This is a genomic window from Corynebacterium sp. USCH3 (genome assembly GCF_037619475.1).
Classification (GTDB): domain Bacteria; phylum Actinomycetota; class Actinomycetes; order Mycobacteriales; family Mycobacteriaceae; genus Corynebacterium.
In genome coordinates, this window is sequence record NZ_JAQPZT010000002.1 from 222,900 (window position 1) to 238,390 (window position 15,491).

Consider the following 15,491-nt stretch of genomic DNA (forward strand, 5'->3'; position numbering starts at 1 on the left):
GCTTCGATGAGGTCGCCGAGGTTCACTGTGGTGAGAAGCCCCCAGGACACCCCTGTTCCCGGGGGCTTTTCTGCTGCCCTGAACACCGCCCGACCTGTGCAAATATCCCGGCACAACCACCACAGCACCACAGGGAGAACCACATGTCACTCGACCTCGGCACCCTCTTTGCCACCATCGACGTCGACGACGGCCCGTTCAGGTCCAAGATCAAAGGCGCGAAGACCGACCTCGTCGACCTACAGCGGACAGCCGACGCCACCGCGAACACGAAGCTCGACGTCACGCCAACTGGCACCGGCGCGGTCACCACGGCCGCCCAGGAAGCACAGAACCTCGACACGAACCTCCAGAAGGCATCGAAGTCCGGCACCGGCCTCAAGGTCAGTTCACAGCCCGCCGCGGAGCTGGGCCGCGCTGACAACGCCGCCGGCAAGCTCGTGGACAGCATCGGCAAGGTCACCTCCGGCGCCCTCACCAAGACGATCAAGTGGGGCGCCATCACCTCCGCTACCGCGGCCATCGGTGGAATGGGAGTCGCCCTCACCAAGGGATTCTCCCGGCTCAACGACATCGACCAGGCGGAAGCCAAGCTGACCGGCCTCGGCCACAGCACCGCCAACGTCTCCGCCATCATGGACGATGCCCTCGCCAGCGTGAAGGGCACCGCGTTCGGCATGGGCGACGCCGCCACCATCGCCGCCTCGGCCGTCGCCGCCGGCATCGAACCGGGCGAGGCACTACAGCGCACCCTCAAGCTGACTGGCGACGCCGCGACGATCGCCGGCACTGAACTCGGCGAGATGGGTTCGATCATCAACAAGGTCGCCACGTCCGACATGATGCAGATGGACGTCGCCAACCAGCTGATGGACGCTGGTATCCCGATCCTGCAGCTCGTCGCCAAGGAGATGGGTGTCACCGCGGATGAAGCACGGAAGATGGCCTCGGATGGTGAGGTCTCGTTCGAGACGTTCCAGAACGCTCTCGAAGAGGGTATGGGCGGCGCCGCGCTGGCCGCCGGCGACACGTTCCAGGGCGCAATGAACAACGCCGGTGCCGCAGTCGGACGTCTCGGCGAGAAGATCCTGCAGCCTGCATTCGACGCGGCGCCCGGCGTCATCGGGAACATCACCGACAGCATCGATGAACTCGGTGACCGGGCTGGCCCCATGGCCGAGAAGCTGACCGTGGGGCTCTCTGACTTCGCCCAGGGTGCTATCCCCCAGGTCAAGGCCGCTCTCGGCACACTGAAGGACACCGCGCAGGCCGTGTGGCCCGTCGTCGAGAAGATCGGCACCGTCATGACCGCCATCCCCATGGAGGCCTACGTCGGCCTGCTGGGCATGGCGGTAGCGAAACACAAGGGCCTGACCGGCGCAATGTCGAAGGGAATGGGCTCGTTCGACTCGTTCCTCGACAACGTGACCGAGTCCCAGTCCGCGCTCAAGGGCCAGGGCCGGGAGATCGGCGTCGTGTCCACTGCCATGATGACCCTCGGCCAGCGGGTGCCCGCCATCGGTCGCATGGGCGACGCGTACCGCAAGGCCGGCGACGGTCTCCGCCTGGCCGGCATGGAGTCCAGGGCCATGGGCCGCGAACTCGGCGGCCTGAACCGGGTTGCCGGTACAGCGAAGGGCACACTGCAGTCGTTCGGCGGCGTCGTCGGCGGATCGGTGGCCGGTGGGCTGTCGCTCGCCAAGACCGCCGGGCAGGGCCTACTGACCGCGGTAGGCGGTCTGCCCGGCCTCATCTTCGGTGGCGTTACCGCCGCGATCATGGCGTTGATCAAGCAGCACCAGGACGCCGCCGCGGAGGTCGAGAGGCACAAGCAGAAGCAGAATGAGCTGCGCGACTCCCTCGACGAGACCACCGGCAAGATCACCGAGCAAACTGAACAGATCCAGCTCAAGAGCCTCGAGGAGTCCGGCGTCCGGGACACCGCTCGCAAGCTCGGCATGTCAGACGACATGCTCATCGGCGCCACAACCGGCGATGCTCAGGCCACACGCGACTTCACCGCGAAGGCTGATGCTGACATCGACCAGAAGCGCATCAAGAACATCGAGGGGTCCGACTACTGGCAGAACTACGGCGAGTACTGGCAAGGCCAGGGCTACGAGGCCGGCGACGTAGCCGACGCCATCGCCGCCGATGAAGCCTCCGGGGGCACCGCGGAGATCCAGTCGATGCTGAACGACGTGAAGAGCGCCAACCCCGACAAAATGGGCCGCGGCAACGAGTGGAGTGAGTACTTCCGCGAGTTCCGCGACGGCGCCCGGGAGGCTGCGGGAGCCACCGGCGAGCTGAAGAACGAAGTCCTCGGAATGGGCGAGATGACCACCGACGTCGTCTCCGCGGAGGCAGAGCAGAAGCTCAACAACTATGCCGAATCCGCCAAGAAGGCGAAAGATGCCACCGAGCTTCTGTCGGACGAGACGACCCGTCTTGAATCCCCCGACGAACTCCGTATCGAGGTGGACGAGGACACCCGCATGGCGACGAAGGAAGCCCTCGAGGACATTGGGTACACGGTTGAGGATCTGCCCGAATCCAACGAGTTGAGCATCTCGATGCCGGACGGTACCGGCGTGCTGATGCAGCTCGAGCAGATGGGCGACGCCGTAAAATACATGGAAGATGGCCAGATCAACGTGAAGGCGATGACCGACGAAGCGCAGCAGGAACTCGTCGAGCTTGGCCTTGCGGCTGAGATCGACGGCGAGGTGCGGATCAAGGACGACATCGGGAGCACCATCGCCCGCCTGCACGAGATGGGTGTCCTCTCAGTTGTCGATGGAAAGCTGGTCATCGACAACGACCTTGATTCCCTGCTCGGTCAGCTCCGGGAAACCGAACTCACGCGGACCGCGCTGCACGAGATCCACCACGAGCTTCCGGGCCTGTTGGATCAGTTGCGGGAGTCGGAGAACCCGCGGTCGGCTGACCACAAGGTCATCAGCAACATCGCTCAGATCGCAGCGCAGATGGACGCGCAGGATCGTCGACAGTTGTACGCGACGTTGACGATTGAGGAGCGTCGGGTTGTGTCGAATCAGGTGATGCGTCAGGGGGCGGCGCAGATGGGGCAGGCTATGCGCCAGTCGATCGAGGCGCAGAACAACGCTGATGGTGGCCGGCTGCCCCGGAACGCCCGGGGTTCACGGCTTCCCCGGAACGCATCGGGCGCCCGTCACGGCGGGTATCGTCTCCCCACTACCGGACCGGGCACCGGGGTGGTTGATGGCATCCTCGGCGTAGACGGCAACGGCGCCCCGTCGTCATGGGTTGATGCTGGCGAGTGGATCGTCAACAGGGATTCGTCCGAGACGTGGGATGGCACCCTCGCCGCCGTCAACGGTGGCAACGTCTCACAGGTCGTGCAGGCGTTCCTGACCGACTTGGAGCAGTTCGCGAACGGCGGCCGTACTTCTGACCGGGTGAAGTCGGAGTTGTCGCCCTACAACGGCACGCCGTATGTGTTCGGAGGGTGGGGGCCGGGCGGCACGGACTGCTCCGGCGCCGTGTCCATGGGCGTCAACTCCTACTTGGGCCGGGATCCGTTGGAGTCCCGCACCGGCACCGGCAACATGGCCGGGTGGCTGGCCGAGCGCGGCTTCCAGCAGGGCCGCGGTGGTCCGGGCGATGTCGTGGTCGGCTGGTACAACGGTGGCCCCGGCGGTGGGCATACGGCGATGGTTCTGCCGGACGGCACGTTCATCGAGTCCGGCGGCAACACTGGCGGCGGCCTGACGATCGGCGGCGCGGCTGGGCCATTGGATGGCCGCGGCTTCACCGACTGGGCTTACCTGCCGGGCGATGGAGGGGAGGTTGAGGACGGCTACGACGAGATGGGCTCGTACTCCGCGTACTCGTCGTCGGCGGGCGGCTCGTCTGGCGGCGGCGGGTCGAGCGTGTCGAAGTCCGTGAACGGCGGCGCGGGGCCGCTGTTGAAGGACGGGTCCGTACTGGAAGCTGCGGCTGCGGCATGGGCCCTGCACAACAACACCCCGATGGCAGACGACGTCGTGTCCTGGGGCAACGTCCTCGGGCTGGGTACCACCTTTGAGGGCGAGAACCTCGAAACCGAGCAGCGCCGCCACGAGCGTGAGATGCGCGCCCACGACCGCAACATCCAGTCCACCGAACGCGACCTCGCGCAGGCGAAGAAGGACATCGGCGAGAAAGAGAAGGCGCTGGCGGAGGCGAAGCCGGAGGACAAGGAGCAGGCCCAGTGGGAGCTGGATGATGCCCGGGATAAGGTCGCTGACCTGTCCGACAAGCTCATCGACATGCGTGATGAGACTGAGGAGCTGCGCAAGACCAACGAACAGCTCAAGGTGGCGGTAGAGAAGCAGAAGGCGGCACCGACCTCGGCGGGTCAGGCGTTCGGCATCACCGCGATGGCCGACGGCGCCATCACCGGGACTAGCGGGATCCTCGGCGCGGCCCGTGACGCGCAGTTCAACGAAGGCAGTGCGATTCTGTGGGGCGAAGCCGGGGACGAGGCCTACATCCCCCTGTCGCGGAACAAGCGGGCCCGCAGCCTGGACTTGTGGGCGGAGACCGGGAAGCGTCTCGGCGTCGACGTCCTGAGCATGGCGAACCTGATCGGATCGGGCCTGCCCGGCCTAATGGAGGGCAAGCTGCAGTTCTCATCTGGCGACACCACCAGCCTGGACCGCCTGGGCTTGAACATGGACGCGGCGAAGCACGCCGGCGGCCGCGAGATCGGCAGCGCGATCGGCGCTGTGTTCAACGGGCCGGTCACGGTCAACGACCCCCGCGGCTACCTGCAGGCCCAGATGAACAATGCGAGCAGGCAGATCAACAAGGCGATGAAGTCGCGCATGCTCTAGCCGATCACACGGCGCGCAGCGGCTTCACCACCAACGCCGCCGTGTAGTCCGGCAGCACCTCCGGCCGCGCCAGATACGCCTGCTCCGTCACCGACGTAGACGAATGCCCCAGGTGCCGTGACGCCGCCAACATCCCGAACTGCTGCTCGATCCGCGTCGCCACCGTCTTCCGGAAGTCGTGCGGCGTGATGTCGTCCTGGTTGTCCCGCGCCTTCCGTAGGCGCGTCTCCGTGTTGCTCACCGTCCGGTAGCCACCTGAACGGGTCGGGAACACCGGCATGCCCAGGAAAGGCCGGTACGGCTTGTCCCACTGGCGCCGCAGCGCCGCGACAGCATCCGGGGTGACCTTCACCGTCCGACGGCTCCCCTCCGTCTTCGGGAGTTCCTTCCGGTCGCCGGCATCGTCGTCGATCGTCCCCGTCACCGTGACGAAACCACCGTCGATGTCGACATCCTCCCACCGCAGAGCCAGCACCTCCCCGATGCGGCAACCGGAGCCGATACACACGTCGATGATCTCCACCAGCCCCTCACCGCGGGCCGGGCCCATCTGGTTGCCGCCGCACCACTTCACCAGGCGGGTGCGGTACGCCGAGATCTCCGCGTCCGTCAGCGCCCGCACTTCCTGCCGCTGCTTCTTCCGCAGCGCGGTATCTCGCACGGGGTTGTGCGACATGATCCCCCACCGCACCGCGAGACTCACCGCGCTACCGAGAACCGCCCGGGCCGTGTGCGCCGTCGCGTCAGACAGACCGTCGAGGAACAGTTGCAGCCGCGGGGTGGTGATCTCGTTGAGGCACACGTCGCCGAGCGCCGGCTTGATGTGCAGGCGGATGCACTGCTTGTAGATCGTCTTTGTCCGCCCGGACACGTCGTGCCGGTCGATCCACTGGTCGAGCAGCGCGGTGAGAGTGCTGGTCGACGTCAGGAGGTCCGAGTCGATTGTCGTCCCCATGTTGGAGAGCTTCGCCTTGATCGCCCTGGTGGCCGCAGACTTCGACGCACCGCGGGCGCGCACGCGCTTGCGCTTACCGCTCTCCATCCGGATCCGCGCCTCTGCCTGCCACGTGCCCGGACTGATTTCACTGACGTTGATCTCACCCCACGTGCCCAGCGGCGTGACCGGCCTACCCTTGCCCATAGCTCTATCCCTTTCGCGTAGAGGGACCAGGGGCACCGACAACACTGTCTGCGAGGAAACCGAGCTCACGCGCCAAAGTGACCATGCGTTTCGCCGTTGTGCGTGAGACTCCGAATGCTTCCTCGACTGCCTTGTTTGCTGGCTGACCGTCTGCCACCGCAGTGGCGTACACGTAGCCCGCCCACCGTGCGACCTGGCGCGTGTCCCCCTTCGGCCACTCCGATCTCAGCTCTCTGAAATCGGGGAGGAATCCGGGCACCGCGTCGGCCGGTACTTGGTCCGAGACTTGCGATCGAGCGAGCAGTTCTGCCGACGCCTGGCTGAACAGGCGCCGGAAGGGCACGCTACGCAGTAAGTCGGAGTCGGGTGTGAGCCACGTGCGCAGCTCGATATCCGGGGATCCTTCAGTGTCGACCTGCATCCCAGAGCGCGACTCATAGACCGTAATGCCATCAACCGTCATCTTCAGCATGGAGAACTGGTCCCGACTGTTCTGGTCCCATTCCGCAAACATCTGTAGGCGGACATAGTCACGCGGAACAACTCCATCCGGAGCATCGATGTCGGACACGCCGACAGCGCGACGCGCTTCAATTCGGTGCAGGTCAGTACCCGCGACGAACTCGCTGTCATCCCGAGAAACCCTGCTAATGCCCTGATACACCCATTCGCCCGCTGCCATGCGGTCAAGTGTTCCTGATCCACTGTTCAGTTGTCTAGAAAATGCTTATCGGTCCCTATTTTAGGTCCAGTCTTGCAGTCTAGTCCAACCATGTGTACGCTTCAACATATAAGCCAATCCAGACCGAACAGGAGCACACAGTGTCAGCATCAATCGGCGTCGCCCGTGCTGCCGCGCTGCTCGGCATCAGCCGACAGACCGCGTACACCGCCATCGCCAACGGCGACTTCCCCACCCCCGCATTCAAGATCGGCGGCCGCTACATCGTCCCCGTCGCCCCCCTCGCCGAGAAGCTCGGCATCACCCCGGCGCAGGTCGTCGGCGACACCGCGAAGAGTGATGCGGCGTGATGGGTATGCCCTGCGAGGACTGTTACTACGAGCCTCGCCCCAAGAAACCCCTCGAACCGCTCCCCACAGACAAGCCGGAGCAGTGACCCCCGCGCACGAGAAAACCCCTAATGCCCCATTTGGGGCAGTGGAAAGAACGAGCAGTGACCCCCGCGCACGAGAAAACCCGACCGGACCGCAGAGCCTAGCAACTCAAATCGCGGACCCGACCGGGCCAACCACCACCCAGCAACCTGAATGGAGTACACCCCAATGCTATCAGCAACCCTCGCCCCCGTCGAGACCACCGAGAACGTCGACACCAGCCGCATCGAACAACGCTTCGCCGAACTCGTCCTCCCCAAGCTCAAGGCGTTCAAGAAAGCCGACGACGACTGGTGCGCCGGCAACATCGGCCACAAGGAACGCGACCGGGCCCGCGAAGAGTTCCACGACGCCCTCAAGCGTTGGCAGTGGACGTTCAGCGCCGGAGAGACCGTCATCCGCACCCACCTGGTGCCCGACATGATCCTCCTGCCCAACCAGCAGATCGAGATCGCCGGCCCGCACATGACCCGCGAGATGTTCGAGCGGGTCAGGACCGACTGGATGAACTTCGGCACCAACTACGGCGGGTACTACCCCGAGAAGTGGGTTCTGGCCATCTGCAACCCCATCGACGGGCAGGGCACCGTCCACGACGTGATCGAGATCCCGGCGCCGAACGGCCGCGGAGACCAGCGGTAGCCGCCACAGATCCTGACATCCTGCAATGCAGTGCAATGTGCCGCATATGAAATACGCCCCCGCTCCAGAGCTGATCCGAGCCGTTGATGCCATCCGGCGCTACGGCGTGTCCATGGGCTATCTGGACCGCCGGACCGCCGCCGGCGAACTGAACCCGGTGCGCGACCCGAAAGACCGTCGATGCCGTCTCTTCTCCGTCGACGAACTCGACAGCCTGATAACCCCCGCCGAGTGAACCGGCGCTGCAACGCCGAGACCACACACCGACAGCGAAAGGAGGTCCCCGTGACCGACAACAACAGCGCGCCCACCCGGGGCCTCATCGCTACCACACACACGTGCTCTGCCAAGCACTACACCGGCGAGGGGAGCCGCCCATGAGCCTCGACGCCTACATCTGGGTGACAAAGCGCGCACCGGTCCCCTCCCCCGACTCCGCCCGCCTGGTTCTCTACGGCCTCGCCGAGCACGCCAATGAACGGTGGCAGGCATGGCCGTCCAAGCAGACCCTCGCTGGCTACCTTCTCGGCTTCACGGTTGACGAGAGCCGGAAGACCGCGGATCCGGCATACCGAAAGCAGGTCGACGCCAGCTACCAGACCGTGAAGCGGGGGCTCAAAGTCCTCAAGGAGGGTGGTTGGATCTCGATGGGAGACCAGAGCCTCGTCGCTCACTACCCCAAGTACCGGCGTCCGAGAGTCTGGCGGCTAAACCTCGACTACCTCCGAAGCGAATCAACAGACGGGGTACAGCACAGTACCCCGGGTACAACACTGACCCCGGGGTCAGCAGTGACCCCGGGGGACAATCCTGACCAGGACGGGGGACAGCACAGATCCACCCAGGGGACACCTGTGACCCGCCCCGGGGTCAGCAGTGTCCCCCAAACCCCCCATATAAACCACCCCTCTAAATCAAAAGAGGGAACCGGACTCGGCAGGGGTCGATCGTTCACGGATGCGGCCACTGCGCTCCCGGAGCGCCGCAAGCCCTCTTCTCATTCGCCCTCCCCCACTCACGAACCGTCCCGGTTCGAAGAGTGGTGGGCCCTCGTCCCCTCGGACCAGAAGAAGAAGAAAGCCAACGCCCGAACCGCGTACCCCAAGGCAGTGAAGCGGGCCGGCGACGAGCAGACCGTCATCAACGGCATGCGCGGCTTCATCGAATCCGGGCAACCCTTCGACATGAACGCCTCCACCTGGCTGAACCAAGCCAAGTGGCAGGACGCCCCACCGCCCACAGAACCGGCGCTGAGCGACGAAAACTACGTGGACTACACCGACGTACCCCTCCACGATCTCGAAGCCTCAGCAGACCCAGAGATCCAATCCCTGATCCTCGACAGCCTGAACCAGGAGTAACCATGACCGAAGACATCAGCCAAGCCGCACAGCAATCCATCGACGACGCCCTCGAACTCCGCCTCTACTGGCGCCAACGCCGCGGAGACGACTACACCCGCCTACTCCACACCCTCGGCGCCGACCCCGAGCGCGCCACCCACGCCATCAACTCCATGCTCATGATGCAGGAGATGGACCGGGCAGACCCGCTCCCCAACGAACAGCTCGACGCCGCCGCCCGCATGTACCGCACCCTCACCGACGCCATCGAAGAAACCCGCGTGCTCTACAGCGACTTCATCACCGGCCGCATCGAGGAATACACCAACGGCATCGTCACCATCCCCGCCGAACGCCGGGAGATCGTAGCCATCGCCATGCGAGCCCTCATCGCCACAGACACCGCCCTCCGAAAGGCAGGCCACCAGTGAGCCACCCCGTCACCCCACCACCGCTCACAGCCCCACTCAGCGACGCCCTCGCCGACTACTACCTCGCCCTCGCAACCGGTAACCAGGAGGCCGACCAGTGACCTTCACCGACGGACTCTTCGACCTCCCCGACGCCCACCAGGCCGAACTCAACCTCAACGATGAGGACAACGGCTCCGAGGACGTCAGCCAGGCAGACACCCCGTGTGACGAGCTCGCCGACCGATTCGCCGAAGTCGCAGCCTTCAACGCAGCCATGAACCAAATCCGCCGCATGGCCGACGCCAGAGCCCGCGGAGACCACGCCGACATGCACAACATCCGCCACTCCCTCACCCCACAACAAGCACGATTCGTCCTCGACTACGCCGCCGGCTCCCTACTCTCCACCCGCCGCCGACAACACCGAGACACCCGGAGGACAGCATGAGCAACCACACCGACCGCCAACGCCGCGAACTACTCCAAGGCGTCGGAAACATCCTCAGCCAATGCGCCGACGACCCCAACACGCTCCAAGCCGTCATAGACAACTGGGAACCCGCGCTCACCCCCACACTCATCTTCATCGCCGTCAACGAACGACAAATGAACCGGAAACTCGCAGAGCACATCAATGACCTTGAACAGGGGGTTTAGCTGTGGACACCCAAAATAATGGGCCGGTAGAGCCGGAGAAGGTGCGAGCCCTGCATGAGCGCGGGTTCACTCAGGCCCAGGCCGCCCGGGCGCTGCACACGAGCGCGTACTACGTCCGGAAGGCCGGTGATGAAGCCGGCATCATCTTCGACGGCACTCAGACCGAGGCGGCGCGTGCTGCGCGTGCCAGTGAGGTTCGGGCGGAGCGGGATGCCTTGGCCGTCGGTTTCCGTGTCGCTGCCCGGGAGGGGCTGGTCATGGCGATGGATCGTCGGCTGCGCCCGGTCGACCGGAAGTGGGCGGTCACGATGGCGGCTATCGCCGCGGACAAGGACATGGCTCTCGACGACCACGGGCGCCGCGGCCGGCAGCTCGACCGTGAGGAAGAGATGGACCAGCAGATTGCAGCCTTGACGGGCATCGGCTCGATCTTCGACGCCAAGGATCTCGAGGATGAGGACTTCTCGGACACCGACGGCATGTTCCCCGACGACCGGGACGAACCCCCGTAGCCCGGGGGCCACATCCGAGATGCAACCCCCACACCACACTGACCACAGGAGGTCACCATGGCCCGCAAAGCCAACATCAGCGCACACGACATCGAACAGCAGATCAACCACCTCGCCGGAGACATGAGCCGCCGACGCCGCGGATTCAACAAGACCTTCCACAACTACACCCCCGCCGGCAACCAGGAACGCTGGGCACAGATGACCGCCCGCCAGCGCGACCGACTCAACCAGATCAACGACATGATCGACCTCCACGCCCAGGCCGTCGAGACCAAGCGCCAGGAAGCCCGCGCAGCCCTCATGCCCACCTCCGACGACCCGAGCACCCAGGTCGCCGCGGAACTCGCCCTGCAGCGCATCATGGCCCGACCCTCGGTGAAGAGCGCCGACCCCACCGACCGCTTCCGCGAGATCCGACGCCAGCTCGAAAACATGGACCCGTCCCCCTCCCGCACCCTGATGCTCAACGAACTCGTTGCGCGAGGCGACCTCGAGGCCGACACCGTCGATGCGATGCTCGCCCAGGAGTCACCCGAGTACCGGGAGGCAAACAGCCTGGCCGTGTTCGCCAAGAACCACCAGAACGTCCTCAGAGGCAAGGCCCGCCAGATCGGCGAACGCCTCGACAGCACTCCGCGCATCGGCTCCGGTGGCGAACAGACCCTCACCGGGTACGACGCGGCGACCTCCGTTGAACACGCCGCCCAGTCTGGCGCGCCGACCGGCCACGACGTCAGCTACCCCGTCGGGACCGCTGTCGAGATGGTCGACGGCCCGACCGTCCCCGACTTCGACTAACCACGCCCCAACCGAACCAGGAGGTTCACCACATCATGCGAGACAACCTGATCAAGACCTTCGACACCAACCCGAACGCAGACCAGGGCTACACCTACGCCGAGCTGATCCACCTCCGCGGCGCCGGCCGCGATGTCCCCGACAAGTGGCTCACCGATGCCTACGACCGTGAGGCCAAGCGGGATGCCGTCGCGGAGCGTGACAAGGCCATCGCCGACGAGATCCAGGCCGCCACCGAGGCACACGCCGCCGCAGAAGCCGCGAGACTCGAAGAGGCACACGCGACCCTCGCGGAGATGCTGCCGAAGCTCGAGGAGGCCAAGGACGCCGCCCGGGACACCCTGCAGCCCCTGCGGGAAGCGACGGCAGCCCACAACGCCGCGCACCAGGCCGCCATGGTCGAGTACCAGAAGATCCGCGGTTTCGTGGCCGATAACTTCGACAGGCAGGTCGAAGCAGATACCGACGGCAACGCGGTCCCCGGCCAGACGATCGCACCTCGGGAGAGCCACAGGGGGCTGAGCGGGCAGTCGTTCTACGTCGAGGGCGAAGAGTTCCGCATGCCCTACGCCCGCGACAACTACGCCTAGAGCCGTTCCGGATCGCAGCTCTCGTAGCGCTCCGCCAAGACCGACGAGACTGCTCTTATCCCCCAACCCAATGCTCCCCCGATACAATCGGGGGCAAAACCAGCCCTCGGCCTCGACAAGGAGACCCTCTTGATCTACAAGTTCCGACCCTACGGGCGCACCCAATGGTGCCCCGCGCTCAACGGCGCCATCCTCGACATCCTCCGCGAGTACGACAAGCCGATCTCTGTCCTCGAGTGGGAAGACGCCGAGGAACCACTCACCGTCGAGAACTATGCACTTGCCGTCCGCTATGGCACACCCGCAGATGATGGCATCTACCTCGAAATGTGTTACGTCGCCGAAGCGAACAGCGTGAAACAAGCCGCCGCATCCTACAAAACCCTCGCCCAGATCCATCAGGACTACCCTCACATCAACACAGAGGAAGAACGACGCAAGATCGAAGCCGTCTCCGCGTCGGTTGTCGAAGACGCACGGAAGAGACTCAGTAGCTTGTTGGACAAACCGGCTGATCCAGAACTCGAGGCGCACTGGATGGCCGTAGCGGGGCACCGCTAGTTCAACTACGCCTGCGCTACTCAGCGCTAGTACCCCGAGCCCCCGCCCGGTCCGCCGGCGGGGGCTCAACCCTTTTTGGACACTTTATGGACACCCACCCGGTTATCCAGGTCGAGTATGACTGGGAATGCGAAAACCCCCGACCGTTCATACTGGTCAGGGGCCTGTTCTGCTCCTCCAGCTGGACTCGAACCAGCAACCCTTCGATTAACAGTCGAATGCTCTGCCATTGAGCTATGGAGGAATGCCGCAACCGGGATATGCTCTCCCCGGCAACGGAATGGAACTTTACAGAGCGCGGCGCACAGGATCAAATCACCGGCTCCACCTGCAGTGACAGTGGCAGGAAGTGAGCGGCGCAAGTCGTGGGCCAAGGAGCCGGTAGGCACGTTCACAGAGCAAGGGACACCCAACGGAGTCGCTACCGGCCGTGTGCTTAAATGTCCTCACGGGGCTATAGCTCAGTTGGTTAGAGCCGCGGACTCATAATCCGCTGGTCGCGGGTTCAAGCCCCGCTGGCCCCACGGAAAACGGCAGTGCCCCGCCAACGAACGCGGGGCACTGCCGTTGGTCCACGGACGTAGCCGGTACTGGGCGCACCTCCCCGCCCTATTTCAGCAGCCGCCCGACCGCCGCCGAGACCTCGTCGAGTTTCTCCATGGCCTCGTCCTCCCCCTGCTGCGCCGCATGCAGCACACAGTGCTGCATGTGGTCGTCCAGCAGCGCGAGCGCGACGCCCTTGAGTGCGGACTGCACCGCAGACACCTGGGTGAGCACATCGATGCAGTAGGTGTCCTCGTCGACCATACGGTGCAGTCCCCGGACCTGACCCTCGATCCGCTTCAGGCGCGCGAGGTAACGCTTCTTGTCCGCGCTGTAGCCGTGGGACTCATCGCCGTCGCCGGACACCTCCGCATGCGGTCCGCAGCCACACCCGGCGTCGCCCGAGGACGTGTCCTCGGCGAGTAGATTCTCAGACACGAGTTCTCTCCTTCATCCATGCCCACTCAGTGGTCAATACAGTACCCCCGAGGGGTATGTCGATCAATAGCCGCGGGCGATCCACTCCTCCAGATGAGGCGCCTCATCACCAATCGACGTGGCATCACCATGCCCGGTATACACCTCCGTCTCCCCCGGCAACGTCAACACCTTCGACCGCAACGACCCAATGATCGTGTCGAAATCACTGAACGACCGACCCGTCGCCCCCGGACCACCGGCAAACATCGTGTCCCCACTGAGCAACACACCCGCCTCCGGCAGATACAGACAACACGACCCCGGCGAATGCCCCGGCGTATTAATCACCCGCAACCGGGTCCCGGCAATATCAAACACCTGCCCGTCCGCCAGGTCCTCGTGCCCGACCCCCGGATGCGTCTGATTCCACAACATCTGGTCACCCGGGTGCACATGAATCCGGGTGTCCAACCGCTCCGCCAGCTCCGGTGCGACAGTGATGTGGTCATTGTGCGCGTGGGTACAGATCACCGACCGCACCGTCCTGTCCCCGACGGCGTCGACGATCGCGTCAGCGTCATGCGCGGCGTCGACGACAACCACCTCGTCATCGTCACCGATGACCCAGATGTTGTTGTCGACCTCCCACTGACCACCATCCAACGCAAACACCCCATGGGTGACCACCCGGTCGATACGCAGACCACTGGCAGACGCCCCTGCCGTCATCTCCGAGGCACTCACAGCTCCACCACCGAACGCAGCACCGACCCCTGCTTCATCTTCGCAAACGCCGACTCCACCTCAGCCAACCCGACCCGGTCATCAACGAAATCACCCAACGGGAACCGGTCCTGCAGATACAACTCCGTGTACATCGGGAAATCCCGCTCCGGCAGACAGTCGCCGTACCACGACGACTTCACCGCACCACCCCGGGAGAAGATGTCCAGGAAAGGCAGCTCAAGGGTCATCTCCGGAGTCGGCACCCCCACCAGCACCACACGCCCGGCCAGATCACGCATGTAGAACGCCTGGGTGAACGTCGCCGGCACCCCGACCGCATCCACCACCACATCAGCACCGACACCACCGAGAATCTCGTGGACAGCCTGCACCACCGGCTGATCCTCACCCGTAGCACCGGAATCACCGGAATCACCGTCCAACGTCGACGGGATGACCGTGTGCGTCGCACCGAAGCCCAACGCCCGCTCCAACTTCGCCTCCGACAGGTCCACCGCAATGATCGTCGTCGCCCCGGCCAACTTCGCCCCCGCGATCGCCGCCATCCCGACACCACCACAGCCGATCACCGCCACGGTCTCACCACGTTTGACCTCACCGGTGTTCACCGCCGCACCCAGACCAGCCATCACACCACAACCCAACAGACCCACCGCCGACGGATCCGCCTCAGGATTGACCTTCGTGCACTGCCCCTCATGCACCAACGTCTTCTCGGCGAACGCACCGATACCCAACGCCGGCTCCAGCTCGGTACCGTCGGTCAGCGTCATCTTCTGCGACGCATTGAACGTCGCGAAACAGTACTTCGGCTCCCCCTTCCGGCACGCCCGGCACTGCCCGCACACCGCACGCCAGTTCAACACCACGAAATCCCCCTCGGCGACATGGGTGACCCGCTCACCGACCGACTCCACCACCCCGGCGGCCTCATGGCCCAACAGGAACGGGTAGTCGTCACTGATACCCCCGTCCCGGTACGCCAGATCCGTGTGACACACCCCGCAGGACTGCACCCGCACCACCACGTCATTGTCCCCCGGATCCGGCACCACGATATCAGTCAGCTCGACCTCGGCACCTTTACCCCGGGCGATGACACCCTTCACCGTCGTACTCATGTGTTCGCTCTCCTTCTACATCGTG

17 protein-coding genes and 2 tRNA genes are annotated in these 15,491 nt (G+C 64.7%); 13 read left to right on the plus strand and 6 right to left on the minus strand.

Features of this window, described 5'->3' with window-relative positions; all coding sequences use genetic code 11:
• The first annotated feature begins 143 nt into the window (after positions 1 to 143).
• Positions 144 to 4,859 carry a tape measure protein gene (locus tag PQI66_RS04330; protein ID WP_339996316.1) on the plus strand — a complete coding sequence of 1,572 codons (4,716 nt, stop codon included), beginning with the start codon at positions 144 to 146 and terminating at the stop codon, positions 4,857 to 4,859.
• A gap of 4 nt (positions 4,860 to 4,863) precedes the next feature.
• Here PQI66_RS04330 and PQI66_RS04335 read toward each other — a convergent pair whose 3' ends face one another.
• Complete coding sequence (locus PQI66_RS04335) at positions 4,864 to 6,000, minus strand: site-specific integrase (protein ID WP_339996317.1); 1,137 nt, start codon at positions 5,998 to 6,000, stop codon at positions 4,864 to 4,866.
• Positions 6,001 to 6,004: 4 nt separating this feature from the next.
• Entirely contained in the window at positions 6,005 to 6,682 is a 678-nt protein-coding gene (locus PQI66_RS04340) for a hypothetical protein (protein WP_339996318.1), read from the minus strand.
• Positions 6,683 to 6,822: 140 nt separating this feature from the next.
• Between PQI66_RS04340 and PQI66_RS04345 the strand changes: the two genes are divergently transcribed.
• The 11 genes from PQI66_RS04345 (at position 6,823) to PQI66_RS04395 (ending at position 12,635) form a co-directional block, all read left to right on the plus strand.
• Positions 6,823 to 7,032, plus strand: coding sequence for a helix-turn-helix transcriptional regulator (locus PQI66_RS04345; RefSeq protein WP_339996319.1), 210 nt, complete (start codon positions 6,823 to 6,825; stop codon positions 7,030 to 7,032).
• 252 nt (positions 7,033 to 7,284) lie between these two features.
• Positions 7,285 to 7,758: a hypothetical protein gene (locus PQI66_RS04350; protein ID WP_339996320.1), complete on the plus strand. Its 474-nt coding sequence runs from the start codon at positions 7,285 to 7,287 to the stop codon at positions 7,756 to 7,758.
• 46 nt (positions 7,759 to 7,804) lie between these two features.
• On the plus strand, positions 7,805 to 7,993 hold the full coding sequence (locus PQI66_RS04355) for a hypothetical protein (RefSeq protein ID WP_339996321.1): 189 nt from the start codon (positions 7,805 to 7,807) through the stop codon (positions 7,991 to 7,993).
• A gap of 142 nt (positions 7,994 to 8,135) precedes the next feature.
• The gene (locus PQI66_RS04360; RefSeq protein WP_339996322.1) at positions 8,136 to 9,119 is read left to right on the plus strand and encodes a helix-turn-helix domain-containing protein; all 984 of its coding nucleotides are present in this window, start codon (positions 8,136 to 8,138) and stop codon (positions 9,117 to 9,119) included.
• 2 nt (positions 9,120 to 9,121) lie between these two features.
• Positions 9,122 to 9,532 carry a hypothetical protein gene (locus PQI66_RS04365; protein ID WP_339996323.1) on the plus strand — a complete coding sequence of 137 codons (411 nt, stop codon included), beginning with the start codon at positions 9,122 to 9,124 and terminating at the stop codon, positions 9,530 to 9,532.
• A 97-nt stretch (positions 9,533 to 9,629) separates the two neighbouring features.
• Positions 9,630 to 9,962, plus strand: a complete 333-nt coding sequence (locus tag PQI66_RS04370) for a hypothetical protein (RefSeq protein WP_339996325.1) — start codon at positions 9,630 to 9,632, stop codon at positions 9,960 to 9,962.
• Positions 9,959 to 10,171, plus strand: coding sequence for a hypothetical protein (locus tag PQI66_RS04375; protein WP_339996326.1), 213 nt, complete (start codon positions 9,959 to 9,961; stop codon positions 10,169 to 10,171). The genes PQI66_RS04370 and PQI66_RS04375 overlap by 4 nt, the downstream gene beginning before the upstream one ends.
• A gap of 41 nt (positions 10,172 to 10,212) precedes the next feature.
• Positions 10,213 to 10,683: a hypothetical protein gene (locus tag PQI66_RS04380; protein WP_339996327.1), complete on the plus strand. Its 471-nt coding sequence runs from the start codon at positions 10,213 to 10,215 to the stop codon at positions 10,681 to 10,683.
• Between the two features lie 57 nt (positions 10,684 to 10,740).
• On the plus strand, positions 10,741 to 11,484 hold the full coding sequence (locus tag PQI66_RS04385) for a hypothetical protein (protein WP_339996328.1): 744 nt from the start codon (positions 10,741 to 10,743) through the stop codon (positions 11,482 to 11,484).
• 35 nt (positions 11,485 to 11,519) lie between these two features.
• Positions 11,520 to 12,074 (plus strand): hypothetical protein, encoded by a 555-nt coding sequence (locus PQI66_RS04390; RefSeq protein ID WP_339996330.1) that lies wholly within the window; start codon positions 11,520 to 11,522, stop codon positions 12,072 to 12,074.
• A gap of 129 nt (positions 12,075 to 12,203) precedes the next feature.
• Positions 12,204 to 12,635: a hypothetical protein gene (locus tag PQI66_RS04395; RefSeq protein WP_339996331.1), complete on the plus strand. Its 432-nt coding sequence runs from the start codon at positions 12,204 to 12,206 to the stop codon at positions 12,633 to 12,635.
• A gap of 172 nt (positions 12,636 to 12,807) precedes the next feature.
• On the opposite strand, the gene PQI66_RS04400 is transcribed toward PQI66_RS04395, so the two are convergent.
• A tRNA-Asn gene (locus PQI66_RS04400) sits at positions 12,808 to 12,879 on the minus strand.
• A 206-nt stretch (positions 12,880 to 13,085) separates the two neighbouring features.
• Here PQI66_RS04400 and PQI66_RS04405 point away from each other — a divergent pair.
• Positions 13,086 to 13,159: transfer RNA gene (locus PQI66_RS04405), tRNA-Ile, on the plus strand.
• Between the two features lie 85 nt (positions 13,160 to 13,244).
• Here PQI66_RS04405 and PQI66_RS04410 read toward each other — a convergent pair.
• The 3 genes from PQI66_RS04410 to PQI66_RS04420 form a co-directional block, all read right to left on the minus strand.
• Positions 13,245 to 13,544, minus strand: a complete 300-nt coding sequence (locus PQI66_RS04410; RefSeq protein ID WP_339996805.1) for a metal-sensitive transcriptional regulator — start codon at positions 13,542 to 13,544, stop codon at positions 13,245 to 13,247.
• A 135-nt stretch (positions 13,545 to 13,679) separates the two neighbouring features.
• Entirely contained in the window at positions 13,680 to 14,327 is a 648-nt protein-coding gene (locus PQI66_RS04415) for an MBL fold metallo-hydrolase (protein WP_339996807.1), read from the minus strand.
• Between the two features lie 11 nt (positions 14,328 to 14,338).
• A complete protein-coding gene (locus PQI66_RS04420; protein ID WP_339996332.1) occupies positions 14,339 to 15,466 on the minus strand; it encodes an S-(hydroxymethyl)mycothiol dehydrogenase in 1,128 nt (375 codons plus the stop codon).
• Positions 15,467 to 15,491: the final 25 nt, after the last annotated feature.